Consider the following 25,019-nt stretch of genomic DNA (forward strand, 5'->3'; position numbering starts at 1 on the left):
TTCTCAGGGACGGAAGCTGAGCCGGACGGTCGCCAGGTCGCTCGCCGCAGCCGCCCAGTCATGGTCGCGTGTGATCCAACCCAACGTCCAGGAGCGGCCCCGCGTCGGATCCGGCACGATCTGCGTGGCGCGCAGCCGGTCACCGTGCGGCGTCAACCACCCGAACTCCCACTCGACGGCGTCGCCGACCCGGCCGAGGCGGAACTCCTGGTAGTCGGGCAGGGTGCCGTCGGCCAGTTCCCGGTCCCGCACCGCCCGGAGCCGGGCGGCCGGTTCGGTGGTGACGTCGGCGCTGTCCGCGACGGTGAACGCACGACCGGTGGCCGGATCCTGGAAGCAGGCCACGTCGTTGTCGCGGGAGTGCCGCCAGTCGGCCGGCAACGCCACCCGGAAGCCGCCGGCATCGGCGTGCCACACCCAGCCGGCGGGCGGCCGGAATCCGTCGGTCGGACGGGGTGGGGCGGTGCGCAGCGAGGCGCCGTCGACCCACGGGCGTACGCAGGGCAACGGCGGGGGGACGACGCCGCCGGGCGGCGGACCGGGCGGGCGTCGCCCGTCGCGCGGGAACGGGCCGCCGGGCCCCGGCGCGCCCACGTCGTACGAGGGCGGGCTCTGCGTCCCCGAACCGGGCTGCTCCGCGCCGGTGCCCACCACCGTCAGCGCGGTGCCGATCCCGGCCGCCATGGCGACCAGCACGGCGACCCCCGCCAGTGCCCAGGACCGGGCCACCGGCTCCCGGCGCTGCCCGGTTCCCGGCGTCGCCGCCGGGGTGCTGGCGGGCGCGGTCGGTGGCGGTGACCCGCCGGTCGGGCCCGGGCCGTCCCCGCCGGTCCGGCCCGGGCCGTCCCCGCCGGTCTGATCCGGGTCGTGCCCGGCTGACGGCCGGGTGGCCTCGTCGGCGCCCGGGCGCCGGTTCGGCTCCCTGCGGGGCGAGCCGGCGGTCATCGCCGGAGCGTCAGCGACCCCGATGGACGCGGCGGTGCCGGCGGGAGACCCTCCGGTCGTGGGCAGCGGAGCGGTGTCCTCACCGGACCTGTCGGGTTCGTCGGTCGGGTCGGGGCCGGTGGCGGCCAGTAGCCGGCGGCGCGTCTCGGCGTGGTCGGTGCGGTGCGCGGGGTCGCGGCGCAACAGCCCGGCCAGCACCGCCGACAGCGGGCCGGCGTGCGGTGCCGGGTCCGGTGGTGCGGAGGCCAGCGCGCTCAACGTCGCCATGGCGGTGCTGCGGGCGTACGGGGCGCGGCCCTCGACGGCGGCGTGCAGCGTGGCGCCGAGCGACCAGAGGTCGGCGCGTTCACTGGACACCCCGTCGGCGGCCCGCTCCGGCGCGACGTACTGCGGCGAACCCAGGATGGTGCCGGGCCCGGTCATCGTCTGATCGCCACCGTCGAACACGGCCAACCCGAAGTCGGTCAGCAGCACCCGGCCGTCGTCGGCGACGAGGACGTTCGCCGGCTTGACGTCGCGGTGCAGCACCCCGGCGTGGTGCGCCGCCCGCAGCGCGTCCAGCAGCGCCAGACCGATCCGAGCGGTCCGCTGCGGCGACAGCGGCCCGTCCGCGTCGAGGAGGTCCTGGAGGGTACGCGACGGCACGTACTCCATCACGATCCACGGCTCGTCGGCCTCGGCGACCACGTCGTAGACGCGGACCACGTTGGGATGGTTCAGCCGCGCCGCGGTCCGCGCCTCACGCAGCGTGCGGGCCCGCGACTGGTCCAGCTCGTCACCGCCGAGCCAGGCCGGCAGCACCACCTGCTTGATCGCCACCTGGCGGTGCAGCAGCTCGTCCTCGGCCCGCCACACCGTCCCCATCCCGCCGCGCCCGACCAGATCGAGCAACCGGTACCGGCCGGCGATCACCGCTCGCACATTTCTCCCATCCGCCACGGTCCGGCGTACATCCCCAGGGTCTGGTCGACGTCCTCGGCACAATCGAGCACGTCGACTCCGACCCTAGCCAGCGGATCGGGAATCACCTATCCGACAGGTCCACTCAGGAGGCGGCACCTCCCACCGCGAGGAGGTTGCCGTCCGGGATGGCGATCGTCTGCCGGCGTGTGGGCAGCTCGGCGGCGACGCGCCGGGGTTGCGGCGCGGTGTGCTCGCGGCGGGCCGCGGCGTAGGTGTCGGCGGTGCGGTCGGCGATGGTGGCCCAGCCGTAGCGCCGGCCGACCATGCTGCGTGCCTGGCGAGCGACGCGGCGGGCGAAGACCTCGTCGCCGAGCAGCTGCCCGACGGCGCCGGCCAGCGCCGACGGGTCGCTGTGCGGGAAGGTGACGCCGGTGACGCCCGGTTCGACGATCTCGGCGAGTCCGCCGGTGCGGGCCACGGCCAGTGGCGCTCCGGCTGCGGCGGCCTCCAGCGCCACCATGCCGAAAGGTTCGTAGAGGCTGGGCACCACCGTCGCGTCGGTGGCGCCGAGCACCGCCGGCAGCTGGGTGTTGTCGAGGAAACCTGTGAAGCGGACGGTGCCGGCGAGCCCGAGCTGGTGGGTCCGGTCCTCCAGCTCGCCCCGGTAGGGGCCGTCCCCGGCGATCAGCACCCGCAGCCCGGGATGCCGCGCGCGTAGCTTCGGCACGGCGTCGACCAGGTGCTGCACGCCCTTCTCGTAGACCAGGCGGCCGGCGTACCCGACCAGCGGCCCGTCCCCGGCGAAGCGGGCCCGGGCCGAGGCGACCGCGCGGGGCCGGGCCCGCCAGGCCCGGTCGTCGACCCCGTTGGGCACCACGTCGACGCGCTGTCCGGGGGTGCCGAACAGCCTGGTGACCTGTTCGCGCATGTAGCCCGAGCAGGCGATGACCCGGTTCGAGGCGTTGCTCAGCCAGTGCTCGACGCCGTGGATGGTGCGGTTCATGTCTTCGGGTAGCCAGCCCTGGTGCCGGCCGGCTTCGGTGGCGTGGATGGTGGTGACGAGGGGGAGGTGGAGGTGGTCGCGCAGGGTCATGGCGGTGTGGGCGACGAGCCAGTCGTGGGCGTGGATGACGTCGTACTGACCGGTGCTGGTGGCGTGCAGGGCGGCACGGGTGAGGGTGTGGTTGAAGGCCATCGTCCAGGCCAGCAGGGAGTTGGTGGCGAGGGGGAAGGCGACGGGGTCTTCGGCGGCCCGGATGACGCGTACGCCGTCGACGTATTCCTCAAGGGGTGCGCCGTCGGTGTGGCGGGTGACGACGGTGACCTGGTGACCGGCGGCGGCCAGGGCCACCGACAGGGCGTGCACGTGTCGGCCGAGCCCGCCGACGAGAACGGGTGGGTACTCCCACGACAGCATCAGCACCCGCTGCGAGCGTGCGGGGTTGATGTCGATCACGTCGGCGTTCGGTGACATACGCGCCCCCTTTGACTTGTCTCCGCGCACCCCTGGGAAGCCCCCTGACGGGTGGCGTTCGCGTTGCGGCCGGATCGGGACCAATCCTGGTCGCACCTGGCTAACCAGCGGAGACATAACCGTTGCGGGGGTGTAAAGCGCTACCGGCGGACGCGCAGCAGTTCCGCCACCGACCATGCCTGGAAGGGACAACCGGTGGCGGTGTGCGGGGCCGTACCGTCGGCTGTCTCGCTGACCGAGCCGAGGCCGTACTCGCTCAGGTGCGCCTCCAGACCGGTGAACAGGTCGTCGACCGGCAGACCGGCCCGCCGGACGGCGTCGGCGTACGGGCCGATCAGCCACGGCCAGACCGTGCCCTGGTGGTACGCGGTGTCCCGCTCGGCCGGCCCGCCCCGGTGCCGGCCCAGGAAGCCGGGACAGTCGGGGGAGAGGCTGCGCGGGCCGAGCGGAGTGAGCAGCCCCGCCCCGAGGTGGCCCAGCGCCTCAGCATCCGGCTCCATCGGCGCGAACGGCAACGACCAGGCCAGCAGCTGGTTGGGACGCAGCAGGTCGTCGTCGTGGTGGGCCGCGCCACCGAGCGGATATGCGGGTGCGGGCGCGTCGACCACGTCGTGCAGCCAGCCGGCGGGAGTGGGAAACCGCTTCCGGAACGCCTCGACCGCCCGCTCGTGCAGCCGGTGCAGCCCCTCGGCGTCCTGCCCGGCCAACTCGGCCAGTTCGGCGACCCCGGCCACCCCGTTGACCCACAGGGCGTTGACCTCCACCGGCTTGCCGTGACGCGGGGTGACCGGCACCCCGTACACCCGGGCGTCCATCCAGGTCAGCGCGGCACCGGGGGCACCGCAGGCGAGCAGCCCGTCGGTCGGATCGACGGCGATGCCGTACCGGGTGCCGGCCACGTGGGCGTCGATGACCGCGCGCAACGCCGGCAGCAGGTCGTCGCCGAGGTCGGTGTCACCGGTGACGGTGACGTGCCGGCTGACCGCGTGCAGGAACCACAACGTGCCGTCGACGGTGTTGTACTCGACCCGCCCGGTGTCGGCGGTGTTGGCCAGCATCCCCTCCGACAGCGTCGCCGCGTACGAGCGCAGCAGCTCACGGCCCAGGTCGGCCCGACCGGTCCGGAGGAAGAGCCCCTCGTACGAGATCATCGTGTCCCGCGACCAGGCACCGAACCACGGATAGCCGGCCACCACGTCCGGGCCGGTGGCGGTCCGCACGACGAACGCGTCGGCGGCGAGCGCCAGGGTTGCCTCGACCGCGTCGGCCGCCCGGGCCGCCGCGACCACCTGCCGGTTGCGTTGCCGCGCCGACGCCACCACCTGCGGTCCCGGCGGTGGTTCCTGCTCCAGATCCGTGGCCCAGGCCAGCACCGAGAGCGTGTCACCGGGGCGGTGCAGGGTGTCGCGGAACTGGCCCGCATACCACAGGTCCTCCTCCGGGTGCAGGCCGCGCGCCGCCTCCTCGCGGTGGTACACGCCCCGCCACCAGTGGCCCTGCGGCGACCAGCCGGGCCCGGACAGCCGGTACGCCTCCTCGATCACCGCGCCGCCGTCGACCGGGTCCATCCGCAGCGGTGGTCCGTCGCCGCGCCGCTCGCCGTGCGCGTCCCGCCAGGTGCAGGCGGCGGCCAGTTCCAGCTCGACCGGGCCGCCGCTGACCAGCCGGTGCACCACCGCCACGCAGGAGCGGCCGGGCAGCATGGCCAGCTCCCGCTCGATCACCACGTCGCCGATGCGCCACCGCCAGCGCGGCAGCCCGTCGGTCAGGTCGAAGCGTTCCAGCAGCTCGAAGCCGCGCGGGTCCACATCGCCGGAGACCCACTCGTGCGCGCCGAGGCGCACCCGGGCACCGGAGGGCAGCAGCACCGCCGGATCGAGGCTTACCAGTCCCACCTTTCGGGAGGCCGGCGTTTCACCCGGAACCACCAGCAGCCCGTGGTAGCGGCGGGTGCGCAACCCGCCGACGGTGCCCATGGCGTACCCGCCGAGGCCGTCGGGTACCAGCCATTCACGGCTGGCGGCGCTGGTCAGCTCGCCGCAGACCTGCGAACCGTAGCGAATTTCGATCAACTTTCCTCCACGGCGGCGAGGTGTAACACGACACGACGACAATGGCCGCTGTGGTGCAGTACCCCGGCGGCGTCGAAGATGTTCAGGTGATCACTGACGTTTCGCCCTCCGCCCCCGACGTCGAGCGGATCCGGCTCGCCCAGGCCGATGCCGGGGAGCAGGACTGGCGCGCATGGGGTCCCTATCTGTCCGAGCGGGCGTGGGGGACGGTACGGGAGGACTACAGCGAGCACGGCACGGCCTGGGACTACTTCCCCCATGACCATGCGCGGTCCCGAGCCTACCGGTGGTCCGAGGACGGCATGGCGGGCGTGTGTGACGACCGGCAGACGTTCTGTTTCGCTCTCGCGTTGTGGAACGGACGCGATCCGATCATCAAGGAGCGGATGTTCGGCCTCGGTGGGGACGGCGGCAACCACGGCGAGGACGCCAAGGAGTACTGGTGGTACGAGGATTCCACCCCCACCCACTCCTGGATGCGGTGGCGGTACCACTATCCGCAGGCCGCCTTCCCCTACGACGAACTGGTCGCGGTCAACGGCCTGCGGGGCCGTGACGACACGGAGTACGAGCTTGTCGACACCGGCATCTTCGACGACGACAGGTACTGGGCGGTGACCGTCGACTACGCCAAGGCCGGACCGACCGACATGTGCATCGTGGTGACCGTGGCCAACCGTGGCGAGGAGGCCGACCGGCTGCACGTGCTGCCGCACCTGTGGTTCCGCAACACCTGGGCGTGGGGGCTGCCCGGCGGTGACCGGGTGCCCCGGATCGTCGGGTCCGGGCGGCGGCTGGTCGGCGAGCACTGGGTGCTCGGTCAGGTCGTGCTCGAAGGCGACGGCGACCCGACGCCGCTGCTCTGCGACAACGACACAAACGCCGAGCGGCTGTGGGGGCTGCCGAGTCGCACCCCGTACCCGAAGGACGGCATCAACGACCATGTGGTCGACGGTGCGGAGACGGTCAACCCGCAGTCGGAGGGCACCAAGGGAGCGCTGCACTACGTGCTGGACGTGCCGGCCGGCGAGCAGCGGCGGATCCGGCTGCGGCTGACCCGTACGGCCCCGCCGCCCGGCGGCGGCGAGCCGCCGCCGGCCGACCTGGGCGACGGCTTCGACGCGGCGGTGTGGGCCCGTCGCGCCGAGGCGAACCGGTTCTTCGACACGGTCATCCCGCCCAAGGCCAGCCCCGACGAGGCGTTGATCGCCCGGCAGGCCATCGCCGGGCTGATGTGGGGCAAGCAGTTCTACCACTTCGACGTCAAACGGTGGTTGGAGGGCGATCCCGGTTCGAACCCGCCGGCCGGTCGCCGGCACGGGCGCAACAGCCACTGGTGGCACATGACCAGCTTCGACGTCATCTCCATGCCGGATCCGTGGGAGTACCCGTGGTACGCCGCCTGGGACCTGGCCTTCCACTGCGTGAGCATCGCCCGGGTCGACCCCGGCTTCGCCAAGGAGCAACTGCTGCTCCTGCTGCGGGAGTGGTACCTGCACCCCAACGGGCAGATCCCGGCGTACGAGTGGGCCTTCGGTGACGTCAACCCGCCGGTGCACGCCTGGGCGGCGTTGAAGGTGTTCGAGATCGACGGCAGCCGGGACCACGACTTCCTGGCCCGGATGATGCACAAGCTGCTGATGAACTTCACCTGGTGGGTCAACCGCAAGGACACCGGCGGCAACAACGTCTTCGAGGGCGGGTTCCTCGGGCTGGACAACGTCGGCCCGTTCGACCGCTCGGCGGCGCTGCCGGTGGCCGGGGTGCTGGAGCAGTCCGACGGCACCGGCTGGATGGCGATGTACGCGCTCAACCTGCTGGACATCGCCATCGTGCTGGCCGAGCACGACCGCACCTGGGTGGACACCGCGACGAAGTTCTTCGAACACTTCGCCTACATCGCGGCGGCCGCGTACGACCAGGGGCTGTGGGACGACGAGGACGCGTTCTTCTACGACGTGCTGCGGTTGGCCGACGGCACGAAGGTGCCGTTGAAGGTGCGTTCGGTGGTGGGCCTGCTGCCGCTGGCCGCGGTCACCCGACTGACCGCGCGAACCCTGCACCGGTTGCCCGAACTGGGTGCCCGGCTGCGCTGGTTCCTGACCAACCGGCCTGAGTACGCCGCGGTGGTCGGAGCGCGGCGGCTCGGACCGGACGGGCGGCAGCAACGGTTGCTGTCCATGTGCGGCCCGGAGCAGGTGGTGCGGCTGCTCGCCCGGATGCTGGACACCGACGAGTTCCTCTCCGAGTACGGGCTGCGTACGCTGTCCCGCGCCCACCTGGACAAGCCGTTCGCGGTGACCCTGGGCGGGCAGGAGTTCTGCGTAGGCTACGAGCCTGCCGAGTCGACGAGCGGCCTCTTCGGCGGCAACTCCAACTGGCGCGGCCCGATCTGGATGCCGACCAACTTCCTGTTGATCAGCGCGTTGCGGGACTACGCCGCGTTCTTCGGCGACGACCTCCAGGTGGAGTATCCGACCCGTTCCGGGGTGAAGAAGACCCTCGACGAGATCGCCGACGACCTGTCGGCCCGGCTGATCGCGCTGTTCACCCGCGACGGTTGGGGCCGTCGGCCGATCTACGGCGCGGCGCAGTTGTTCCAGACCCACCCGGACTGGCGTGACCTGATCGCGTTTCCGGAGTACTTCCACGGCGACAACGGCGCCGGCCTGGGGGCCTGGCACCAGACGGGCTGGACCGCCCTGGTCGCCGACCTCATCCTCACCCTGCGCCGCTGACCGGGCTGCCCGACAGGCCTGCCTTCAGTCGCCAATCCGTCGTGACCGGGTGACCCTGCGTTACGCGGGCTAGCATCGGCGGCGTGTCCGGAGCAGACGAACCAGGCACCGGGCGGGACGGCGACGCTATCGTCACCACCGCCTGGCAGCTGGCCGAGGCCGAGGGCCTGGCCGCGGTGACCACCCGCCGGCTCGCCGAACGCGCCGACGTCGACCTCGGTGCCCTTTACCAGCGCTTCGCCGACCGGGACGCGGTGGTGGCCGCCGTCGCGGTGCGCGGCTTCGCCGACCTGGCCGCCGCACTGACCGGGGCACGCATGTCTGTCGATCGCCCGGCGGAGGTCTGGCCGGCGGTGATGGCGGCCTACCTGGACTTCGCGTACGCCAATCCCGAGGTCTACGACGCGATGTTCGCCCACACGCCGGAGCTGACCCTCGGCGCGGAGCAGGTTCCCGAGACGGTCGCGGCCACCTTCGGTGAACTGCGCACCGCGCTCAGGCCGTTGGCCGCCGGCCGCGACGCCGACATCCTCGCCGAGCTGGGCTGGAGCCTGCTGCACGGCATGGTGATGCTCACCCGGGGCGGCCGACTGCGCCCCGACACCCAGGACCACCGCGAACACCTCCTCAGCCAGAACCTCTTCACCCCCCGCCCCTCGTCTCGGTGATCAAGAAGTTTGCGTCGGATTTCGCGGGCGTGGACGACGAAAACTTCTTGATCAACCGGGAAGGGATGGGGTGGTTGCGGGGGGTGGGGTGGGGGCGTAGGTTGGCTGGCACGCCGATCGAGTGGAGGGGAGGTCAGAACAATGTCCGATGTTCTGCGCCCCGTCCGCGGCCCGGCGTCCACGCGGATCTGACCCGGGGCGTCGCTGTCCCGGAGGATCTGCCATGACCGATCTGGTCATCCGTCCGCTCGTCGCGGGCGAGGAAGAACTGTTCGACTCGATGCCCGACCCGCTGCCGCAACTGCGACAGATCAGCTACGCCGACGGGATCGCCAGTGGCGGCTACCGGCCGGAGCACACCTGGGTCGCCCTGCGCGCCGGCCGGGTGGTGGGCCGCGCCGCGTGGCTGCTGCTACCCGGTTCCGTCGGCGAACCGTGGCTGGAACGGTTCGACCTGGACCTCGCACCCGCCACCGAAGCCGCAAGCGTCGTGGGTGCTGCGTTGCTGCGCAGGGCGCACGCCGCGCTGGGCGGTCCGAAGGTGTATCACGCCGCGCTGCCGGCGTGCTGGCGTCGGCAACCAAAGGTGCGGGCTGTCGCCGAGGCGTCGATGGCGGCGGCCCAGCTCGCGGGACTAATCGAGCGGGGGGAGCGGCTGCGGTTCAGTTGGGCGGGTGGGCCGTTGCCGGCTCCGTCCGGCCGGTTCTCGTTCCGCCCCGCCGAGGACGCTGCGGAGATCAACGCCTTGGTGGCCCGGATCGCCGAGCCGGTCGTGCTGACCGGTGCCGAGACCGCCCGGATGGTCGCCGAGGTTGACCTGGCCAGCGACCCGCTGGACTGGTTGACCGGTACGCCGCCCGGAAGCTGGCGCGTCGCGCTCGACGGTGACGAAGCGGTGGGACTGGCGGGACCGACGGCCGACGCCTGCTTCCCGATGATCGCCTACCTCGGCCTGCTGGACGAGTCGGTGTTGGGCGAGCTGTTGGCCGACTCGGTCGCGGCGTTGGCCGGCGGCGGGGCGTACGAGGTGGTCGCCGACGTGGACGCGCACCGGGTGGCGGTGGTGGCGGAGCTGGAGCGGACCGGCTTCCGGCGGGTCCGTTCCCGGGTGGTCTTCGCCCCGGCCTGAGCCGATGATCGTCTGCATTCCAGTGACCCGAAACGCCGGCACGGCGGTCACTGGAATGCAGACGATCGAAGTCGGGCCCTGGTTATCCGGTGGTCCGCCGCGCGCCTGTTCGCCTAGAGTCCCCGAGGTGACGCGTGGGGGAACCATCGAGCCGGGCCGGGTGCTGGTCTTCGACGCCGACGACACCCTCTGGGAGAACAACGTCGTGTTCGAGCGGGTGATCGACGATTTCCTGAAGTGGCTGGACCATCCCACCCTGGACCGGGCGCAGCTGCGGGCCGTGCTCGACGACATCGAGCGGGCCAACGCCGTCACCCGTGGGTACGGCAGCAAGGTCTTCCTGCGCAGCCTGCGCGAGTGTCTGGAACGGCTGCGCCAGCGTCCGGCGACCGAGGCGGAGCGTCGGGAAATCGACGAGCTGGCGGTGGCGTTGGTGACCCACCAGGTCGAGCTGATGCCGGGGGTGGCCGACGCCCTCGACGAGTTGGCCGGCCGGCACGAGTTGCTGCTGCTGACCAAGGGCGAGCGCGAGGAGCAGCAGCGCAAGCTGGACGCCTGCGGGTTGCTGCACCACTTCACGGCCGCACACATCGTTCCCGAGAAGAACGTCGAGACCTACCGGTGGCTGGCCGGGCAGCACGCCCTGGACCCGGGCAGCGCCTGGATGATCGGCAACTCACCGCGCTCGGACATCCTGCCCGCCCGGGCCGCCGGCTGGAACGCGGTGTTCATCCCGAACGCCAACACGTGGGTACTGGAGCATGACGAGCTGGATCCGGCGGACACCGGCGTGCTGCACCTGAACGCTTTCCCGGACCTGCTACGCCACTTCTGAACATCGCCGAGCCGGCGGGCAGCGGGCGCCCCGACCATGCCTGGCCGGGGCAGGACCGGAGCGGGTGGTCCAGTCCTGACCCGGTCGGGTCGGCACGGCCGAGCGGTGCGGCGTCCGTCAGGTGATCTCGCCGCGGACGATGGCGACCGCCACCCGGCACAACTCGTCCATGTCGGGCTCAAAACCGGCCGCGATGTCGGGGTGCAGGCCGGCCCGGGTCTCGTCGAGCAGCCGTTGACAGACCTGCTCCACCGGCTCACCGGCGTAGCTGTCGCGTACGCGGTCGGCAGCCACCTGCAGGGCAGAGGTCAGCTGCTCCTCCAGCGGCCCGCGCAGCTTCTCCTGCACCGGGTCGTGTGGATCCAGCGTGACGTGTGGCTCCGACATGGCGCTCCCTTCGTCGGCGGCTGCGGTACCCCACCGCTGCCGTCGGTCAAACCCCGTCCGGTACGGCGGCGACGCGTACCTGGTACGAGAAGTCCTCGGCTGGCTGTTCCAGGTACGACAGCCGGCGGATCTGCTTGTCGTCGTCGTAGAGTGCGACGTCGACAAGCACGCCGAGGTGGGCCAGCCCGATGCTGGACACCCGCTTCTTGTCCTGAAGCACCGCGCACACCCCACCCAGCAGCGTGCTGGCGTCGGAGGTGCGGTGCCCGGGCGGGCAGCGCAGGGTCAGGTCGATCTCGATCGGGCCGGACAGTGGCGTCCAGCCGGTCTCCTGCGCGGCCGCGCAGGCGGCCTGCAACAGGGCGCGTACCCTCGTCGCCTGCCGATGCCCGGCGGCGAAGATGGACAGCGCTTCGGTCTTGACCGGTGGCAGGCCGCTCACCTCGAACGTCAGGGTGAGAGCGCGGGTGTCCTGCACCACGGCGGCACCTCCTCGTTGGGGACGATCCTGCCCAACCGGTAACCGGTGAGGGGCTGTTCCCGCGAGAACCAACCGATCGGGCGGGTCGGGGTCGGCCGGTGGCGTATCGACGGCGACGGCGTACGCGCTGGCGGCGGAGCTTGTTAAACGCTAGTCCACCTGACGGTCGCCCGGTAGCACCGGCCGGTCAGTCCCGTGGTGGGAAGGCGCAGAATTCGTTGCCCTCCGGGTCGGCCAGCACCCACCAGGACACCGCGTCGTCCGGCTCCCGCAGCAGGGTGGCCCCGGCCCTGATCAGCGCGGACGGCTCGGGGGCGGCCAGGTCGACGTCCCAGTGCATCCGGTTCTTGACGGTCTTGCGCTCCGGGACGGGGTCGAAGACCCAGTGGTCCCAGGGGAAGCCGGCGGCGCCGGTGACCGAGGCGTGCCCCTCCTCGCTGACCTGGACCTCGCCGCCGACGACGCCGGCCCACCAGGTGGCCTGGGCGCTCGGGTCGGCGGAGTCCACCACCAACTCGAACGGCCCCGGGCGGGGGTCGTCACCGGGGGCGAAGGCGCAGAACACGTTGCCGTCGGGGTCGGCCAGCACCCACCAGCTGATCTCCGAGTCCGGCTCGCGGACCAGCCGCGCGCCGGCTTCCAGCAGCGCTGCCGGGCTCGCCTCGGCCAACCGCAGGTCCAGGTGTACGCGGGTCTTGACGGTACGCGGTTCGGGCACCCGGTTGACCCAGATCGACTCGGCGCTGACACCGGTGGGTGAGTCGACCCGGGTGTCGCCGTCACCGACATCGACCAGTTCCCCGTGCAGAATCCGAGCCCAGAAGCCGCCGAGGGCGTGTGCGTCGGCGGCGTCGAGGCAGAGGTCCTTGAAGCGTGCGATCATCCGCCGATCATGCCGGCCGGCACCGACATCCGCCTCCGAAGGCCGCGGGCCGTGGTCAGCGGCGCTTGCCGGCCCCGGCGATCCGGTGCGACTGCCGGCACGTGACGTGGGCCACACACTTTGGTGTTTAGCGCGTGTCGGCTCGGGCAGGTTTCGCGGCTCCACACGTCGGGCAGTGTTTCAGCCACGAAACGCAGGGGTGCGAAGCAGCAGGTCAACGCCCTGACCGTCTCGCCGTGCGCCGGGGCACGGAGTCCTCCCCGGCTGTTGGCCGAGAACGAGGGGAGGGTCATGAGCGAGCGGAGTGATCCGGCCGGCGGTCGACGCCGGCCCCGCGTACGGATGGCGGCGACGGCCGCGGCACTGACGTTGTTGGCACCGATGGCGGCCTGTGCCGCCGGTGACGACGGCGGCGTGCCCACGATCAACCTGTACTACCCGCCGGAGCAGAACCTGCAGCAGGTGGTCGACCGGTGCAACACCGAGGCCGCTGGGCGGTACCGCATCGTCAACCGGGTGTTGCCGCGGGAAGCCGACGAGCAGCGGGTGCAGATGGTGCGCCGACTCGCGGCCGAGGACGACGGCATGGACGTGCTCGGCCTCGACGTGACCTGGACTCAGGAGTTCGCCAGCGCCGACTGGATCCTCGAATGGACCGGGCAGGACCGCGCCGAGGCGGAGCAGGGCACTCTCGAAGGCCCGTTGGAGACCGCCCGGTACCAGGACAAGCTCTACGCCGCGCCGAAGCACACGAACGTCCAGTTGCTGTGGTACCGCAAGGATCTGGTGCCCGAGCCGCCGACCACCTGGGACGAGATGATCTCGACGGCGCAGCGGCTGCGGGATCAGGGCCAGCCGCATCAGGTGCTCACCATGGGTGCCCAGTACGAGGGACTCGTGGTCCTCTACAACACGCTGGTGGCCAGCGCGGGCGGCAACATCCTCAACGACGACGGCACCGAGGCCGTGGTGGACGACGGTGCCGTGCGGGCACTTGAGGTGCTGCACGACTTCGCCACCTCCGGGGTGACCTCGCCGTCGTTCAGCAACGCCACCGAGGATCCGGTGCGGCTGGAGTTCCAGAGCGGTAACGGCGCTTTCCAGGTGAACTGGCCGTTCGTCTATCCGGCCATGCAGGAAGCCAACCCGGAGCTGGCGGAGCAGGTCGCCTGGGCCCGGGTGCCGGGAGTCGAGGAGGGCACGCCGGGGCGGGTCACCATCGGCGGCATCAACCTGGCCGTCAGCCGGTACTCGGAGCACCCGGAGGAGTCCTTCGAGGCGGCCAGGTGCCTGCGCGACGCGGAGAACCAGAAGTTCTCCGCGATCAACGACGGGGTGCCGCCGACCATCGAGAGCGTCTACGACGACCCGGAGATGGACGAGGCGTACCCGATGAAGGAGACCATCCTCGAACAGCTGCGGGACTCGGCGGTGCGACCGCTGACCCCCGCGTACCAGAGCATCTCGACCGTGACCTCGGCGATCCTGTCGCCGCCGTCGGCGATCGACCCGCAGGCGACCGCCGACGAGCTGCGCGAGGCCGTCGCCGCCGCCCTGGAGTCGAGGGGAGTCCTGCCGTGAGCGAGCACCGCGAGCGAACCATCGGCACCGACACCCGCAGCGGCCGGCAGGCCGCAGTGCCCGCGCAGCGGGACAACCGGCGCGGCAAGCCGCCGTTGAGTGAGAACAAGCGGGCCGAGCGCCGGCTGGGTTGGCTGCTGTGCGCCCCGGCGGCGCTGGTCATGCTGGCGGTGACCGCCTACCCGATCCTGTACTCGGTGTGGCTGTCGTTGCAGCGGTACGACCTGAGGTTCCCCGCCGAGCGGGAGTTCATCGGTCTGCAGAACTACGCCACCGTGCTCACAAACGAGTTCTGGTGGACGGCGTTCGGGGTGACCATGCTGATCACGGTGGTCACCGTGGCCGTGGAGCTGGTGCTCGGCATGGGACTCGCGCTGATCATGCACCGTACGCTTGTCGGGCGGGGGATCGTGCGGACCTCGGCGCTGATCCCGTACGGCATCGTCACGGTCGTGGCCGCCTTCTCCTGGCGGTACGCGTGGACGCCCGGCACCGGATACCTGGCCAACCTGTTCTCCGACGGCGCGCCGTTGACCGAGCGGGCCAGCTCGCTGGCGATCATCATGCTGGCGGAGATCTGGAAGACCACGCCGTTCATGGCGCTGCTGCTGATGGCGGGGCTGGCGCTGGTGCCGGAGGATCTGCTCAAGGCGGCCTCCACCGACGGCGCGACCGCCTGGCAGCGGTTCACCAAGGTGATGCTGCCGGTGATGAAGCCGGCGATCCTGGTGGCCCTGCTGTTCCGCACCCTGGACGCGTTCCGGGTCTTCGACAACATCTACGTGCTCACGTCGGGGGCCAACGAGACCTCGTCGGTGTCGATGATCGCCTACAACAACCTGATCCGAGGGCTGAACCTCGGCATCGGCTCGACGATGTCGGTGTTGATCTTCATCACCGTGGCGATCATCGCATTCATCTTCGTGAAGTTGTTCGGTACCGCTGCTCCGGGCAGCGACGACGGAGAGAGGCGCTGACATGGCTGACACCACCACCCGGGCCAAGGTGCGCTGGGGCCTGCTGGACGTCGCCGTGGTCGTGTTCGCGCTGACCCCGGTGCTGTGGATCATGTCGTTGTCGTTCAAGACGCCGGCGACGCTCACCGACGGGAAGTTCATCCCGCGGGAGTGGACGCTGGAGAACTACCGGACGATCTTCGCGACCGACCAGTTCGTCCGAGCGTTGGTCAACTCGATAGGCATCGCGTTGATCGCCACCACGATCGCCGTCGTGCTCGGCGCGATGGCCGCGTACGCGATCTCGCGACTGGATTTTCCCGGCAAGCGGTTGCTGATCGGCGTCTCGCTGCTTATCGCGATGTTCCCGCAGGTGTCGCTGGTCTCGCCGCTGTTCGAGATCGAGCGGCAGCTGGGCCTCTTCGACACCTGGCCGGGCCTGATCCTGCCGTACATCACCTTCGCGCTGCCGCTGGCGATCTACACGCTGTCGGCGTTCTTCAAGCAGATCCCGTGGGACCTGGAGAAGGCCGCCAAGATGGACGGCGCCACCCAGGGGCAGGCGTTTCGGCGGGTGATCGCACCGCTGGCCGCACCGGGCCTCTTCACCACGGCGATCCTGGTCTTCATCTTCTGCTGGAACGACTTCCTGTTCGCCATCTCGCTGACCTCCACCGAGCGCTCGCGCACGGTGCCGGTGGCGTTGTCGTTCTTCACCGGCGCCTCGCAGTTCGAGGACCCGACCGGCGCGATCTGCGCCGCCGCCGTGGTGATCACGGTACCGATCATCCTGTTCGTGCTCTTCTTCCAGCGCCGCATCGTCTCCGGCCTGACCTCCGGCGCCGTCAAGGGATAGGTGGTAACTCGTGGCTGACATCGTGCTCGACAAGGTGAGCAAGAAGTTCCCGGACGGCACCACGGCGGTGCGGGACGTCGACCTGGAGATCGCCGACGGCGAGTTCGTGATCCTGGTCGGCCCCTCCGGCTGCGGCAAGTCCACCACCCTCAACATGATCGCCGGGCTGGAGGACATCAGCTCCGGTGAGCTGCGCATCGGCGGGCAGCGGGTCAACGACAAGGCTCCCCGCGACCGGGACATCGCCATGGTGTTCCAGTCGTACGCGCTCTACCCGAACATGACAGTCCGGGAGAACATGGCGTTCCCGCTGCGGCTGGCCAAGCTCGACAAGGAGACGATCGCGCAGAAGGTGGAGGAGGCGGCGAAGGTCCTGGAACTGACCGCGTTGCTGGACCGCAAGCCGGCCAACCTCTCCGGCGGGCAGCGGCAGCGGGTGGCGATGGGTCGGGCGATCGTCCGGCAGCCGAAGGCGTTCCTGATGGACGAGCCGTTGTCCAACCTGGACGCCAAGCTGCGGGTGCAGATGCGTACCGTCGTCTCCCGCCTGCAGAAGCAGCTCGGCACCACCACCGTGTACGTCACCCACGACCAGACCGAGGCGATGACCCTCGGCGACCGTGTGGTGATCATGCGCGGTGGCGCGGTGCAGCAGGTCGGTCCGCCGCAGGAGCTGTACGACCACCCGAACAACCTCTTCGTGGCCGGGTTCATCGGCTCCCCGTCGATGAACTTCCTGACCGCCAAGGTCGAGGAGGGAACGCTGCGTACCGCCCTGGGTGACGTGCCGATCGGCGACCGGATCCGCCGTGAACTGGAGGGCGCCGACGCCCCTCGGGAGCTGATCCTCGGCATCCGTCCGGAACACTTCGAGGACGCCGAACTGATCGACGAGGAGACCCGCCGTCGGGGCATGGAGTTCACCGCCCCGGTGGACATCGTCGAGTCGATGGGCTCGGACAAGTACGTCTACCTGAGCGTCGAGGGGGAGCGGGCCACCTCCGCCGAGTTGGAGGAGTTGGCCGCCGACGCGGGTGCGGCCGACTTCAGCGGCGCCGGGTCGAACCTGGTCACCCGGTTGTCGGCGGAGTCGACCGTCACCGAGGGGGAGGACCGGCGGGTCTGGTTCAACCTGGAGAAGATCCACCTGTTCGACCCGTCCGACGGCCGCAACCTCACCCTGCACGAGGGCCGCGCCGCCGGCACCCTCGCCGACTGACCGGCCCGGCCGGGTGCATCTGCCACTGCGGATGCACCCAGCCGCAGGTGCGGGTCAGTGTGAGTGTCGAGGCACCGCGCTGCCGCTGCCACCGACCAGGAAGTCCAGGTCTGCGCCCTGGTCGGCCTGCTGGACGTGCTCGCTGTACAGCCGTACCCATCCGCGATCGGCCACCGGTCGCGGCGGCTGCCAGGCGGAGCGGCGTTCGGCGAGTTCCGCCTCGTCGACCAGCAGGTCCAGGCGGCGTGTCGGGACGTCGAGGCGGACCAGGTCGCCGGTGCGTACCAGCGCGAGTGGGCCGCCCACCGACGCCTCCGGCGCCGCGTGCAGGACACAGGTGCCGTACCCGGTGCCGCTCATCCGGGCGTCGGAGATCCGCACCATGTCGGTGATGCCGGCGGCGAGCAGCCGTCGCGGCATGGGCACGTTGCCCACCTCGGGGAAGCCCGGGTAACCGCGCGGCCCGGCGTTGCGCACCACGATGACGGTGTCGGGCGTGACGTCGAGGTCCGGATCGTCGGCGGCGACGGCGTACTCCTCGATCCGGTCGAAGACCAGCGCCGGCCCGGTGTGGGTGAGCAGGTGAGCCGAGGCGGCGGAGACCTTCAGCACCGCACCGGACGGCGCGAGGGACCCACGCAGCACGACGGTGCCCGATCCGGCGGGCTGGAAGGGTTCGGCCAGGGTGCCGATAACCTGCCGGTTCCAGCACTGGACGCCGTCGATGCTGTCGGCCACGCTCTTCCCGCTGACCGTGATCTGGTCCAGGTGCAGGAAGGGGGCGATCTCCGCCATCACCGCCGGCACCCCACCGGCGTACGCGAAGTCCTCCATCAGGTACGTCCCGGACGGCATCAGGTTGACCAGCACGGGCACGTCGGCCGTGAGGGTGTCGAAGTCCTCCAGCGACAGGGGCACGCCGACGCGGCCGGCGATGGCCAGCAGATGCACCACGGCGTTGGTGGAGCCACCGATCGCGGCGTTGACCCGGATGGCGTTCTCGAACGCCTCGCGGGTGAGCACAGTGGACAGGCGCTGATCCTGGTCGACCATGTCGACGATGCGCCGGCCGGCGGCGTGGGCGAGCGCGTACCGTCGTGAGTCGACCGCCGGAACCGCGGCGGCGCCCGGCAGTTGGACGCCCAACGCCTCGGTCACGCAGGCCATGGTGGAGGCGGTGCCCATGGTCATGCAGTGACCCCGGCTGCGGGACATGCAGACCTCCGCCTCGGCGCAGTCGGCCGCGGTCACCCGGCCGGCCCGAAGGTCCTCGGTGAAGCGCCAGACGGCGGTGCCGGACCCGATGTCCTGGCCACGGAACTTGCCGTTGAGCATCGGCCCGCCGGTGATCAACAGGGTCGGCAGGTCGACGCTTGCCGCACCCATCAGCAGGCCGGGCGTGGTCTTGTCGCAGCCGGAGAGCAGCACCACGCCGTCGAGGGGGTTGGCCCTGATCAGTTCCTCCGCCTCCATCGCCAGCAGGTTGCGGTAGAGCATGGTGGTGGGCCGCATGAGGGGTTCGCCGAGGCTCATCGCGGGAAACTCCAGCGGCAGGCCGCCGCTCTCCCAGATTCCCCGCTTCACCGATTCGGCCAGTTCGCGCAGGTGAGCGTTGCACGGGGTCAGCTCCGACCAGGTGGTCGCGATGCCGATCACCGGGCGACCGTCGAAGACGTCGTCGGCGAAGCCCTGATTGCGCATCCACGATCGATGAATGAATCCGTTGCGGCCGTCGGCACCGAACCACTGGCCGCTGCGCAGCGGTCGACTCGTCATCGACATCAGCACACCTTCCTGTCAAAGCTCTGGCCGCGCAGTGGGCGGCGGTCGAGGGGCAAGCTGTTGATCAGTTGGCGGCGGCTACCTGAGGCCCCCGACGGACAGCCCGCCGCGCCAGTGCCGCTGCAGGCTGAAGAACGCGATGATCAATGGGATGACCGACACCAGGGAGCCCAGGATGATCAGGCTCCACAGGGAGGTGCCGCCCGCGTTGTTCGCCGAGGCGACCCCCTGCCAGAGGCCGAGGCCGACGGTGACCGGGAAGAGCCGGTTGTCGGAGAGCATGGCCAGCGGCAGGAAGTAGTTGTTCCAGGACGCGACCGCGGACAGGAGCAGGACGGTGACCACCGCGGGGCGCATCAGCGGAAGGGCGATCTGGAGAAACGTCCGTACCTCTCCCGCGCCGTCGGCCCGTGCGGCGTCCAGGATCTCGTCGGGGACCGCGTCGCGCGCGTACACGTGCATCAGGTAGACGCCGAACGGGTTGAGCAGCGACGGGAGGATCACGGCCCAGACCGTGTTGGTCAGGCCGAGCCGGGCGAACATGATGAAGGTCGGGATGACCAGGGCGGTGGCCGGCACCATCAGCGCCCCGAGCACGACCGCGAAGCTGAAGCGCCGGGCGGCGAACCGGTACTTGGCGAACCCGTAGCCGGCCATGACCGCCAGGACGGTGGCGCCGATCCCACCGGCGAGGGCGTACAGCGTGGAGTTCAGCAGCCACCGCAGGTAGATGCCGCCGTCGTAGGTGAACAACTGCCTGAGGTTGCCGAGGTAGTCGACCTGGTCGGCGAACCAGAGGGTGTTGCCGCCGCCGAACAGGCCCGGTGCGTCCTTGGAGCTGTTGACGACGACCCACCAGAACGGCACGAGAAAGTAGATCACCAGGAAGCCGAGCAGGATCTGCAGCGGAAGGTGGCGGTGCGCTCGGCGGTGGCCGGCGCTGACGCTGGTGTGCTCGGACATCAGAGGAAGCTCCTCCGCTTGCGGGTGAAGAACAGGAAGGCGTAGACGCAGACGAAGACGACTCCGCCGAGGGCGAAGGAGATCGCCGACCCGTAGTTGAAGTTGGCCAGCCCGAACGCCTGTTGGTACGCGTACATGTTGGGCGTGAAGTCCGACCCGATCGTGCCGGCCGCCAGGTAGCGCAGGATCTGCGGTTCGTTGAAGAACTGCAGGGTGCCGATCAGCGAGAAGACCAGGATCAGGATCAGCGCGGGCGCGATCAGCGGAATCTTGATCCGCCGGGCGACCTGCCATCGTCCGGCGCCGTCCATGCGGGCGGCCTCGTAGAGCGTCGGGTCGATGCCCTGGAGGGCCGCGTACAGGATGATCATGTAGTAGCCGGCCCACTGCCAGGTGACGATGTTGAGCAGGCCGTAGAAGATCAGGTTGCTGCTGAGGAAGTCGGGTGCGGTGGCGCCGAAGAACCCGAAGACGTCGGTGAGCGGCCCGAAGCTCCGGCTGTACAGGAAACCCCACATCACGGCCCCGATGACCGTGGGGATCGCGTACGGCAGGAAGATCATGAGCCGGGAGAAGCGGGTGAACAGCGAGGTCACCGCGTCCAGGATGAGGGCCATGGCGAGCGCGACGGCGATCTGGACCGGGATGGCGACGAGCGCGAAGCGGATGACGAACCACGCTCCGGACAGGAAACTCGGGTCGGTGAACGCCTTCACATAGTTGTCGAACAGAACGAAGCTGGTGCCGCCGATCAGCTTCTTCTGAAACAGGCTGAGGTACAGCGCGTACGCCAGTGGGGCGATGAGGAACGCCAGGAAGACGACCCCGAACGGCCCGACGAACAGCCACCCGGTCAGGTGCTCACGGCGGCGCGTCTTGCCGCGGGTCTTGCGCTTCTCATCCTGAGTACGCGGTGCGCGCTTCTCGGTCAACGATGTCATCTCGGGCTCCGGGACGAGGGCCGCTGGGGGTGGAGGGTGGGCCGGTCGGGGGAGGACGGCACGGCCCACCCGGTCGGTCACTGGACGGTGAATCCCTGCTCGGTGGCGTGCTTCGTCACGTCTTCCTGGAGCCGGTCAGCGGCCTGCGATCCGGTGATGGAGCCGGCGCTCATCTCGCTGATCTGCTTGGTCATGGCATCGAAGTAGTACTGGCCGAACGGGCTGTAGACGACGCCCTGGTAGGCGTTGGCGGCGGGGACGTACACCTCCTTGTTCGCCTGCTGGCCGTCGAAGAATTCCACCTTGAGGTCGACGAACTCGGGGTTGTTGAGTGCGGTCAGGTTGAGCGGGAAGATGATCTGGTTGGTCCAGCCGTCGGTGAGCGACTCCTGGTCGGCGTAGAGGCCGTAGGCGGCCTTGGCCGCGAGTTCCGGCTGTTTGGACTGGCTGGTGACCGAGAAGGCCGATCCGCCCCAGTTCACCTGGACCGGATTGTTCGGATCCCACTGCGGCAACGGCGCCACCGCGAAGGTGCCGGTGTCGTCACCCTGACCCACGCCCGCGCCGGTCAGGTAACCGGGCGCCCAGGCGGCCGAGATGTAGGTCGCGTAGTTGCCGTTGATCACTCCGGAGATGTACTCCGGGGTGAACTGGTCCTGCGTCCCGACCAGGCCCTTGCGGACCAGACCGCCCCAGTAGTCCAGGACGTCCTTCGATGCCTGGTCGTTCAGTCGTACCCCGATCGATTCCGGCTGGGCGGGATCGTAGGTGAACGGGGCTGCGCCCTTCTGGATCTGCAGCGCCATCATCAGCGCCGGGACGTTCGCGCCGAGGTCACCGAAGAGCGGTCCACCGGCGTCCTTCACCTTCTGCGCGGCCTGCTCGTACTCGGCCCAGGTCTTCGGTGGGGTGACGTCGTACTTGTCGAAGATGTCCTTCCGGTAGATCATCGCCAGCGGGCCGCCGTCGACAGGTACGCCGTAGACCGCGTCGCCGACCGAGACGTCCTTCCAGGCGCCGTCGCCGTAGTTGGCCCGGACCGCGTCGAGGCCGTATCCACTGATGTCGACGAGCGCGTTCTGGATCTGGAAGGTCGGGATCCGGTCCATCTCGACCATGATCACGTCAGGCGCGCCGGTGCCCGCCGAGATGGCCGTCTGGAACTTGTCGTACTGGTCGCCGCCCTGCCCGACGTTGGTCCAGCAGACCTGGACCTCGTCGTTGGCCTTGTTGAAGTTGTCCACGACCAGTTGCATGTTGGGGTACCAGGCCCACATCGTCACAACCGGCAGGTTCTGCTTGGTGATGGTGTTGGTGCAGTTGCTCGCGTCGCTTCCGCCTTCGTCCGAGGAGCAGGCGGCCAGGCCGCTCGCGGCTACGAGCAGCGCCATCGTCGCGAGTGTTCGTGTCGTCTTCATTGACGTGGGTTCCCTTCGGGCTCGGTGCGCGAGGTTCCATGCGTCCACATCAGGGCTGGCGATCGATCCCTGGCAGCCACCTCCCATCGACTCGGCGGGGAATGGCGGTGTACTCGTCTCGCAACTCCGCGGGCAGCATCCACTCCGGGGCGTTCTGCCAGGCCAGCGGGCGTAGGAAGCGTCGGATCGAGGTGGCGCCCACGGAGGTGTGCACGGCATTCGTCGACGGCCAGGGACCACCGTGGTGCTGGGCCCACGACACCCGGACGCCGGTGGGATAGCCGTCGAAGACGATGCGACCGGAGCGGGCGGCGAGGACGTCGACCAGCCTGCGTACCGCGTCGCGGTCGTCCCCCGGTCCGCTGTGGATCGAGCCGGTCAGCGACGGCGGCACGGTCGCCAGCGCGGTGTCGAGTTCGGTGACGTCGCGGTAGCGGACCACGACCATCAGCGGGCCGAAGCACTCGCCGGCGATCTCGGCGGTCAGGCCCGGCAGGTCGACCTCCAGCAGCGTCGGAGCCACCGTGAAGCCCGCGTCGGCGTCGATCCGGGGCTGCGCGACGAGGCGAGCGCCGGCCTTCTCCAAGGCACTGGCCCCGCTTTCGTACGCGTCGCGGATGCGCTGGTTGAGCAGCACCATCCCGCCGGCGGCGGCGACCTTCCCCCGGAGCGCGTCGACAAGCCGGTCTCCGCCCGGGTCCGCCGGAAGGAACGCCAGCCCCGGCTTGGTGCAGAGCTGACCGCCCGAGGCGGTGAAGGAGGCGAACAGCCCGTCAGCGATCTGGTCTCCCCGGCTGGCCGCCGCGTCGGGCAGGACGACGATCGGGTTCACGCTGCCCAACTCGGCGTACAGCGGAATGGGGTCGGCGCGTTCGTCGATGGCCGCCTGGATGGCGCGGGCAGCGCCGATCGAGCCGGTCAGGGCGGCCGCCCGGATCGTCGGCTGGCGCACCAACGAACGGCCGGCCTGCTCCCCGTACACCGCCGCGAGCACGCCGTCGGGCCCATCCAGGTCGCGGACGGCCGACTCGATCGCGTCGGCGGAGGCACGCGACGTCAGCGGATGGGACGGGTGGGCCTTCACGACAGCGGGGCAGCCGGCGGCCAGCGCCGAGGCGGTGTCGCCCCCGGCGACGGAGAAGGCGAACGGGAAGTTGCTGGCGCCGAAGACGGCCACCGGTCCGAGGGGTACGAGCATCCGTCGCACGTCCGGGCCGGGTCCGAGTGGCGTGTCGACGGCGTGGTCGATGGCCGCCTCCAGGTACCCACCGTCGCGCAGCACCGCCGCGAACATCCGGAACTGGATCGCCGCCCGGGTCAGCTCCGAGTCGAGTCGTGCCTGCCCCAGCCCGGTCTCCGCCTCCGCCGTCGCGACCAGATCCGCACGACGGGACTCCAGGGAGCCGGCGACCGCGTCCAGCAGCTGCGCCCTGCCGGTCCTGCCCAGGTCGGACAGCCACTGTGCCGTTCGGAACGCCTGGCCGGCGATCGTCGCCACGCCAGCCTCGTCCGTCTCGGTGAGATCCGTCGGGTGTTGCCGGCCGTCGCGCGGATCGGTGGTGGTGACTTTCACAGCAGTCCTCTCCTCGCCAGATTGCTCATGAGATCGCGGACGCCGAACCGCCACGGCTCGCACTGCTCCGCGTGCCACACCCGGTTGACCAGGGTGCCGAGCGCCGGGCAGCTGATCCGCACCACGTCGTCGACCTTGTGGGTGAAGCCCTCACCGGGGCGCTCGCGGTCCTGGGTGGGGGCGAACATGGTGCCGAGCATCAGGACGGCGCCGTCGGGATACTGGTGATGGGGGCCGATCAGCTGCCGGACCAGCTCCGCCGGGTCGCGTGACATCCGCGCCATCTCCGAGGTCGCCGTCAGGTGGAAGTCGTCCACCCCGTGGACCTGGAGACCCACCTCCAGTTCGCGTATCCGGCTGAGCGGAAACCGCTCGTCGAACAGCCGGATCAACGGACCGAGCGCGCATGCGGCGTTGTTGTCCTTGGCTCGGGGGAGCAGCAGCGCCGACCGTCCCTCGACGTCCCGCAGGTTGACGTCGTTGCCCAGGGTGGCACCGACGATCCGACCGCTGGACTGGACGATGAGAGCGACCTCGGGTTCCGGGTTGTTCCAGGTCGAGGCGGCGAGTACGCCGACCGGAACGGCGGTGCCGACGGCGGAGAGCGGCTGACCCTTCGTGAAGATCTCGGCGTCCGGACCGATCCCCACCTCCAGGTACTGACTCCAGAGGCCTTCGGCGATCAGTGTGGCCTTGAGCCGCTCCGCCTCGACCGAGCCGGGGACCAGGCTGTGCAGGTCGGCACCGACGTCCGCGAGCATCCGGCCACGAATGTCCGCCGCGAGGGTCAGGTCTCCCCGCGCCCGCTCCTCGATGACGCGTTCGATCATCGAGACGGGAAACGTCACGCCGGCGGCCTTGACCGCTTGCAGGTCGACCGGGGCGAGCAGCCAGGGCCGGCTCCGGTCCCGGTTCGCGGCACCGGTGTTGGCCAGCAGCTCGTCGAAGCCGCCGACCCGTGGCCCGTCCAACCCGGCCACGGCCTTGGCGGGCTCGGGCAGCTCGCAGATGTCCCGGACGGTCGGAAACTGGCGGCTGAGGTCGATGACGTCGCCGTCGCGAACGGTCACCGGGGAGGGGCCGTCCACGGACGGATCCCAGATCCGGCCGATGAGGACGCTGTGGTCGACGTCGTCCGGCAACGCCTCGGCGGCACTGCCGAACCAGGGCTCCTTGCTCATCGTCGCTCCCCTGTCGCAGGTCAGAGTCGCCGAG

The 25,019-nt window shown here is 70.4% G+C and carries 20 protein-coding genes; 8 read left to right on the forward strand and 12 right to left on the reverse strand.

All coding sequences use genetic code 11. From position 1 onward, the window contains the following. Positions 1-3: 3 nt before the first annotated feature. The 3 genes from O7624_RS25960 to O7624_RS25970 all read right to left on the reverse strand — a co-directional run bounded on the left by O7624_RS25960 (position 4) and on the right by O7624_RS25970 (position 5,394). A complete protein-coding gene (locus O7624_RS25960) occupies positions 4-1,857 on the reverse strand; it encodes a serine/threonine-protein kinase (protein WP_282237603.1) in 1,854 nt (617 codons plus the stop codon). 133 nt (positions 1,858-1,990) lie between these two features. Further along, positions 1,991-3,322: a glycosyltransferase family 4 protein gene (locus tag O7624_RS25965; protein WP_282237604.1), complete on the reverse strand. Its 1,332-nt coding sequence runs from the start codon at positions 3,320-3,322 to the stop codon at positions 1,991-1,993. Between the two features lie 140 nt (positions 3,323-3,462). Further along, positions 3,463-5,394 carry an amylo-alpha-1,6-glucosidase gene (locus O7624_RS25970; RefSeq protein ID WP_282237605.1) on the reverse strand — a complete coding sequence of 644 codons (1,932 nt, stop codon included), beginning with the start codon at positions 5,392-5,394 and terminating at the stop codon, positions 3,463-3,465. 41 nt (positions 5,395-5,435) lie between these two features. Between O7624_RS25970 and O7624_RS25975 the strand changes: the two genes are divergently transcribed. The 4 genes from O7624_RS25975 (at position 5,436) to O7624_RS25990 (ending at position 10,764) form a co-directional block, all read left to right on the forward strand. After that, positions 5,436-8,132, forward strand: a complete 2,697-nt coding sequence (locus tag O7624_RS25975; RefSeq protein ID WP_282237606.1) for a glucosidase — start codon at positions 5,436-5,438, stop codon at positions 8,130-8,132. An 83-nt stretch (positions 8,133-8,215) separates the two neighbouring features. Continuing rightward, positions 8,216-8,800 carry a TetR/AcrR family transcriptional regulator gene (locus tag O7624_RS25980; protein ID WP_282237607.1) on the forward strand — a complete coding sequence of 195 codons (585 nt, stop codon included), beginning with the start codon at positions 8,216-8,218 and terminating at the stop codon, positions 8,798-8,800. A gap of 223 nt (positions 8,801-9,023) precedes the next feature. Beyond that, positions 9,024-9,929: an acetyltransferase gene (locus O7624_RS25985; RefSeq protein WP_282237608.1), complete on the forward strand. Its 906-nt coding sequence runs from the start codon at positions 9,024-9,026 to the stop codon at positions 9,927-9,929. A gap of 160 nt (positions 9,930-10,089) precedes the next feature. Next, on the forward strand, positions 10,090-10,764 hold the full coding sequence (locus tag O7624_RS25990; protein ID WP_282240767.1) for an HAD family hydrolase: 675 nt from the start codon (positions 10,090-10,092) through the stop codon (positions 10,762-10,764). A gap of 117 nt (positions 10,765-10,881) precedes the next feature. Here the strand turns inward: O7624_RS25990 and O7624_RS25995 are convergent, their stop codons facing one another. From O7624_RS25995 to O7624_RS26005, 3 genes are all read right to left on the reverse strand, one after another. Further along, the gene (locus O7624_RS25995) at positions 10,882-11,151 is read right to left on the reverse strand and encodes a hypothetical protein (RefSeq protein WP_093407224.1); all 270 of its coding nucleotides are present in this window, start codon (positions 11,149-11,151) and stop codon (positions 10,882-10,884) included. Positions 11,152-11,197: 46 nt separating this feature from the next. Next, positions 11,198-11,629: a hypothetical protein gene (locus O7624_RS26000; RefSeq protein ID WP_093407610.1), complete on the reverse strand. Its 432-nt coding sequence runs from the start codon at positions 11,627-11,629 to the stop codon at positions 11,198-11,200. A 190-nt stretch (positions 11,630-11,819) separates the two neighbouring features. Further along, positions 11,820-12,515: a VOC family protein gene (locus O7624_RS26005; RefSeq protein WP_282237609.1), complete on the reverse strand. Its 696-nt coding sequence runs from the start codon at positions 12,513-12,515 to the stop codon at positions 11,820-11,822. A 291-nt stretch (positions 12,516-12,806) separates the two neighbouring features. Here O7624_RS26005 and O7624_RS26010 point away from each other — a divergent pair, with 291 nt between their 5' ends. The 4 genes from O7624_RS26010 to ugpC are packed head-to-tail and all read left to right on the forward strand — an operon-like array spanning position 12,807 to position 17,127. Next, on the forward strand, positions 12,807-14,096 hold the full coding sequence (locus O7624_RS26010) for an ABC transporter substrate-binding protein (RefSeq protein ID WP_282237610.1): 1,290 nt from the start codon (positions 12,807-12,809) through the stop codon (positions 14,094-14,096). A 56-nt stretch (positions 14,097-14,152) separates the two neighbouring features. Next, on the forward strand, positions 14,153-15,073 hold the full coding sequence (locus O7624_RS26015; RefSeq protein ID WP_348774992.1) for a sugar ABC transporter permease: 921 nt from the start codon (positions 14,153-14,155) through the stop codon (positions 15,071-15,073). A gap of 1 nt (position 15,074) precedes the next feature. Then, a complete protein-coding gene (locus O7624_RS26020; RefSeq protein WP_164448176.1) occupies positions 15,075-15,908 on the forward strand; it encodes a carbohydrate ABC transporter permease in 834 nt (277 codons plus the stop codon). A 10-nt stretch (positions 15,909-15,918) separates the two neighbouring features. Continuing rightward, a complete protein-coding gene (ugpC, locus tag O7624_RS26025) occupies positions 15,919-17,127 on the forward strand; it encodes a sn-glycerol-3-phosphate ABC transporter ATP-binding protein UgpC (protein ID WP_282237612.1) in 1,209 nt (402 codons plus the stop codon). Positions 17,128-17,181: 54 nt separating this feature from the next. Here ugpC and O7624_RS26030 read toward each other — a convergent pair whose 3' ends face one another. From O7624_RS26030 to O7624_RS26055, 6 genes are all read right to left on the reverse strand, one after another. Next, positions 17,182-18,909: an IlvD/Edd family dehydratase gene (locus O7624_RS26030; protein WP_282237613.1), complete on the reverse strand. Its 1,728-nt coding sequence runs from the start codon at positions 18,907-18,909 to the stop codon at positions 17,182-17,184. 78 nt (positions 18,910-18,987) lie between these two features. Beyond that, a complete protein-coding gene (locus O7624_RS26035; RefSeq protein WP_282237614.1) occupies positions 18,988-19,872 on the reverse strand; it encodes a carbohydrate ABC transporter permease in 885 nt (294 codons plus the stop codon). Further along, the gene (locus O7624_RS26040; protein ID WP_093407206.1) at positions 19,872-20,813 is read right to left on the reverse strand and encodes a sugar ABC transporter permease; all 942 of its coding nucleotides are present in this window, start codon (positions 20,811-20,813) and stop codon (positions 19,872-19,874) included. Before O7624_RS26040 ends, O7624_RS26035 begins: the two co-directional genes overlap by 1 nt. Positions 20,814-20,890: 77 nt before the next feature. Beyond that, the gene (locus O7624_RS26045; protein ID WP_282237615.1) at positions 20,891-22,204 is read right to left on the reverse strand and encodes an extracellular solute-binding protein; all 1,314 of its coding nucleotides are present in this window, start codon (positions 22,202-22,204) and stop codon (positions 20,891-20,893) included. Between the two features lie 76 nt (positions 22,205-22,280). Next, complete coding sequence (locus tag O7624_RS26050; protein ID WP_282237616.1) at positions 22,281-23,804, reverse strand: aldehyde dehydrogenase (NADP(+)); 1,524 nt, start codon at positions 23,802-23,804, stop codon at positions 22,281-22,283. After that, the gene (locus O7624_RS26055; RefSeq protein WP_282237617.1) at positions 23,801-24,985 is read right to left on the reverse strand and encodes a fumarylacetoacetate hydrolase family protein; all 1,185 of its coding nucleotides are present in this window, start codon (positions 24,983-24,985) and stop codon (positions 23,801-23,803) included. Before O7624_RS26055 ends, O7624_RS26050 begins: the two co-directional genes overlap by 4 nt. Between the last annotated feature and the right edge of the window lie 34 nt (positions 24,986-25,019).

The organism is Verrucosispora sp. WMMD1129 (assembly GCF_029581255.1).
GTDB lineage: Bacteria > Actinomycetota > Actinomycetes > Mycobacteriales > Micromonosporaceae > Micromonospora > Micromonospora sediminimaris.

Excerpts from the sequence above, each read along its gene's own strand:
- O7624_RS25965 (WP_282237604.1), bottom strand. The coding sequence starts at position 3,322 with ATGTCACCGAACGCCGACGTGATCGACATCAACCCCGCACGCTCGCAG.
- O7624_RS25975 (WP_282237606.1), top strand. The coding sequence starts at position 5,436 with ATGGCCGCTGTGGTGCAGTACCCCGGCGGCGTCGAAGATGTTCAGGTG.
- O7624_RS25985 (WP_282237608.1), top strand. The coding sequence starts at position 9,024 with ATGACCGATCTGGTCATCCGTCCGCTCGTCGCGGGCGAGGAAGAACTG.
- O7624_RS25995 (WP_093407224.1), bottom strand. The coding sequence starts at position 11,151 with ATGTCGGAGCCACACGTCACGCTGGATCCACACGACCCGGTGCAGGAG.
- O7624_RS26005 (WP_282237609.1), bottom strand. The coding sequence starts at position 12,515 with ATGATCGCACGCTTCAAGGACCTCTGCCTCGACGCCGCCGACGCACAC.
- O7624_RS26010 (WP_282237610.1), top strand. The coding sequence starts at position 12,807 with ATGAGCGAGCGGAGTGATCCGGCCGGCGGTCGACGCCGGCCCCGCGTA.
- O7624_RS26020 (WP_164448176.1), top strand. The coding sequence starts at position 15,075 with ATGGCTGACACCACCACCCGGGCCAAGGTGCGCTGGGGCCTGCTGGAC.
- O7624_RS26030 (WP_282237613.1), bottom strand. The coding sequence starts at position 18,909 with ATGTCGATGACGAGTCGACCGCTGCGCAGCGGCCAGTGGTTCGGTGCC.
- O7624_RS26035 (WP_282237614.1), bottom strand. The coding sequence starts at position 19,872 with ATGTCCGAGCACACCAGCGTCAGCGCCGGCCACCGCCGAGCGCACCGC.
- O7624_RS26040 (WP_093407206.1), bottom strand. The coding sequence starts at position 20,813 with ATGACATCGTTGACCGAGAAGCGCGCACCGCGTACTCAGGATGAGAAG.
- O7624_RS26045 (WP_282237615.1), bottom strand. The coding sequence starts at position 22,204 with ATGGCGCTGCTCGTAGCCGCGAGCGGCCTGGCCGCCTGCTCCTCGGAC.
- O7624_RS26055 (WP_282237617.1), bottom strand. The coding sequence starts at position 24,985 with ATGAGCAAGGAGCCCTGGTTCGGCAGTGCCGCCGAGGCGTTGCCGGAC.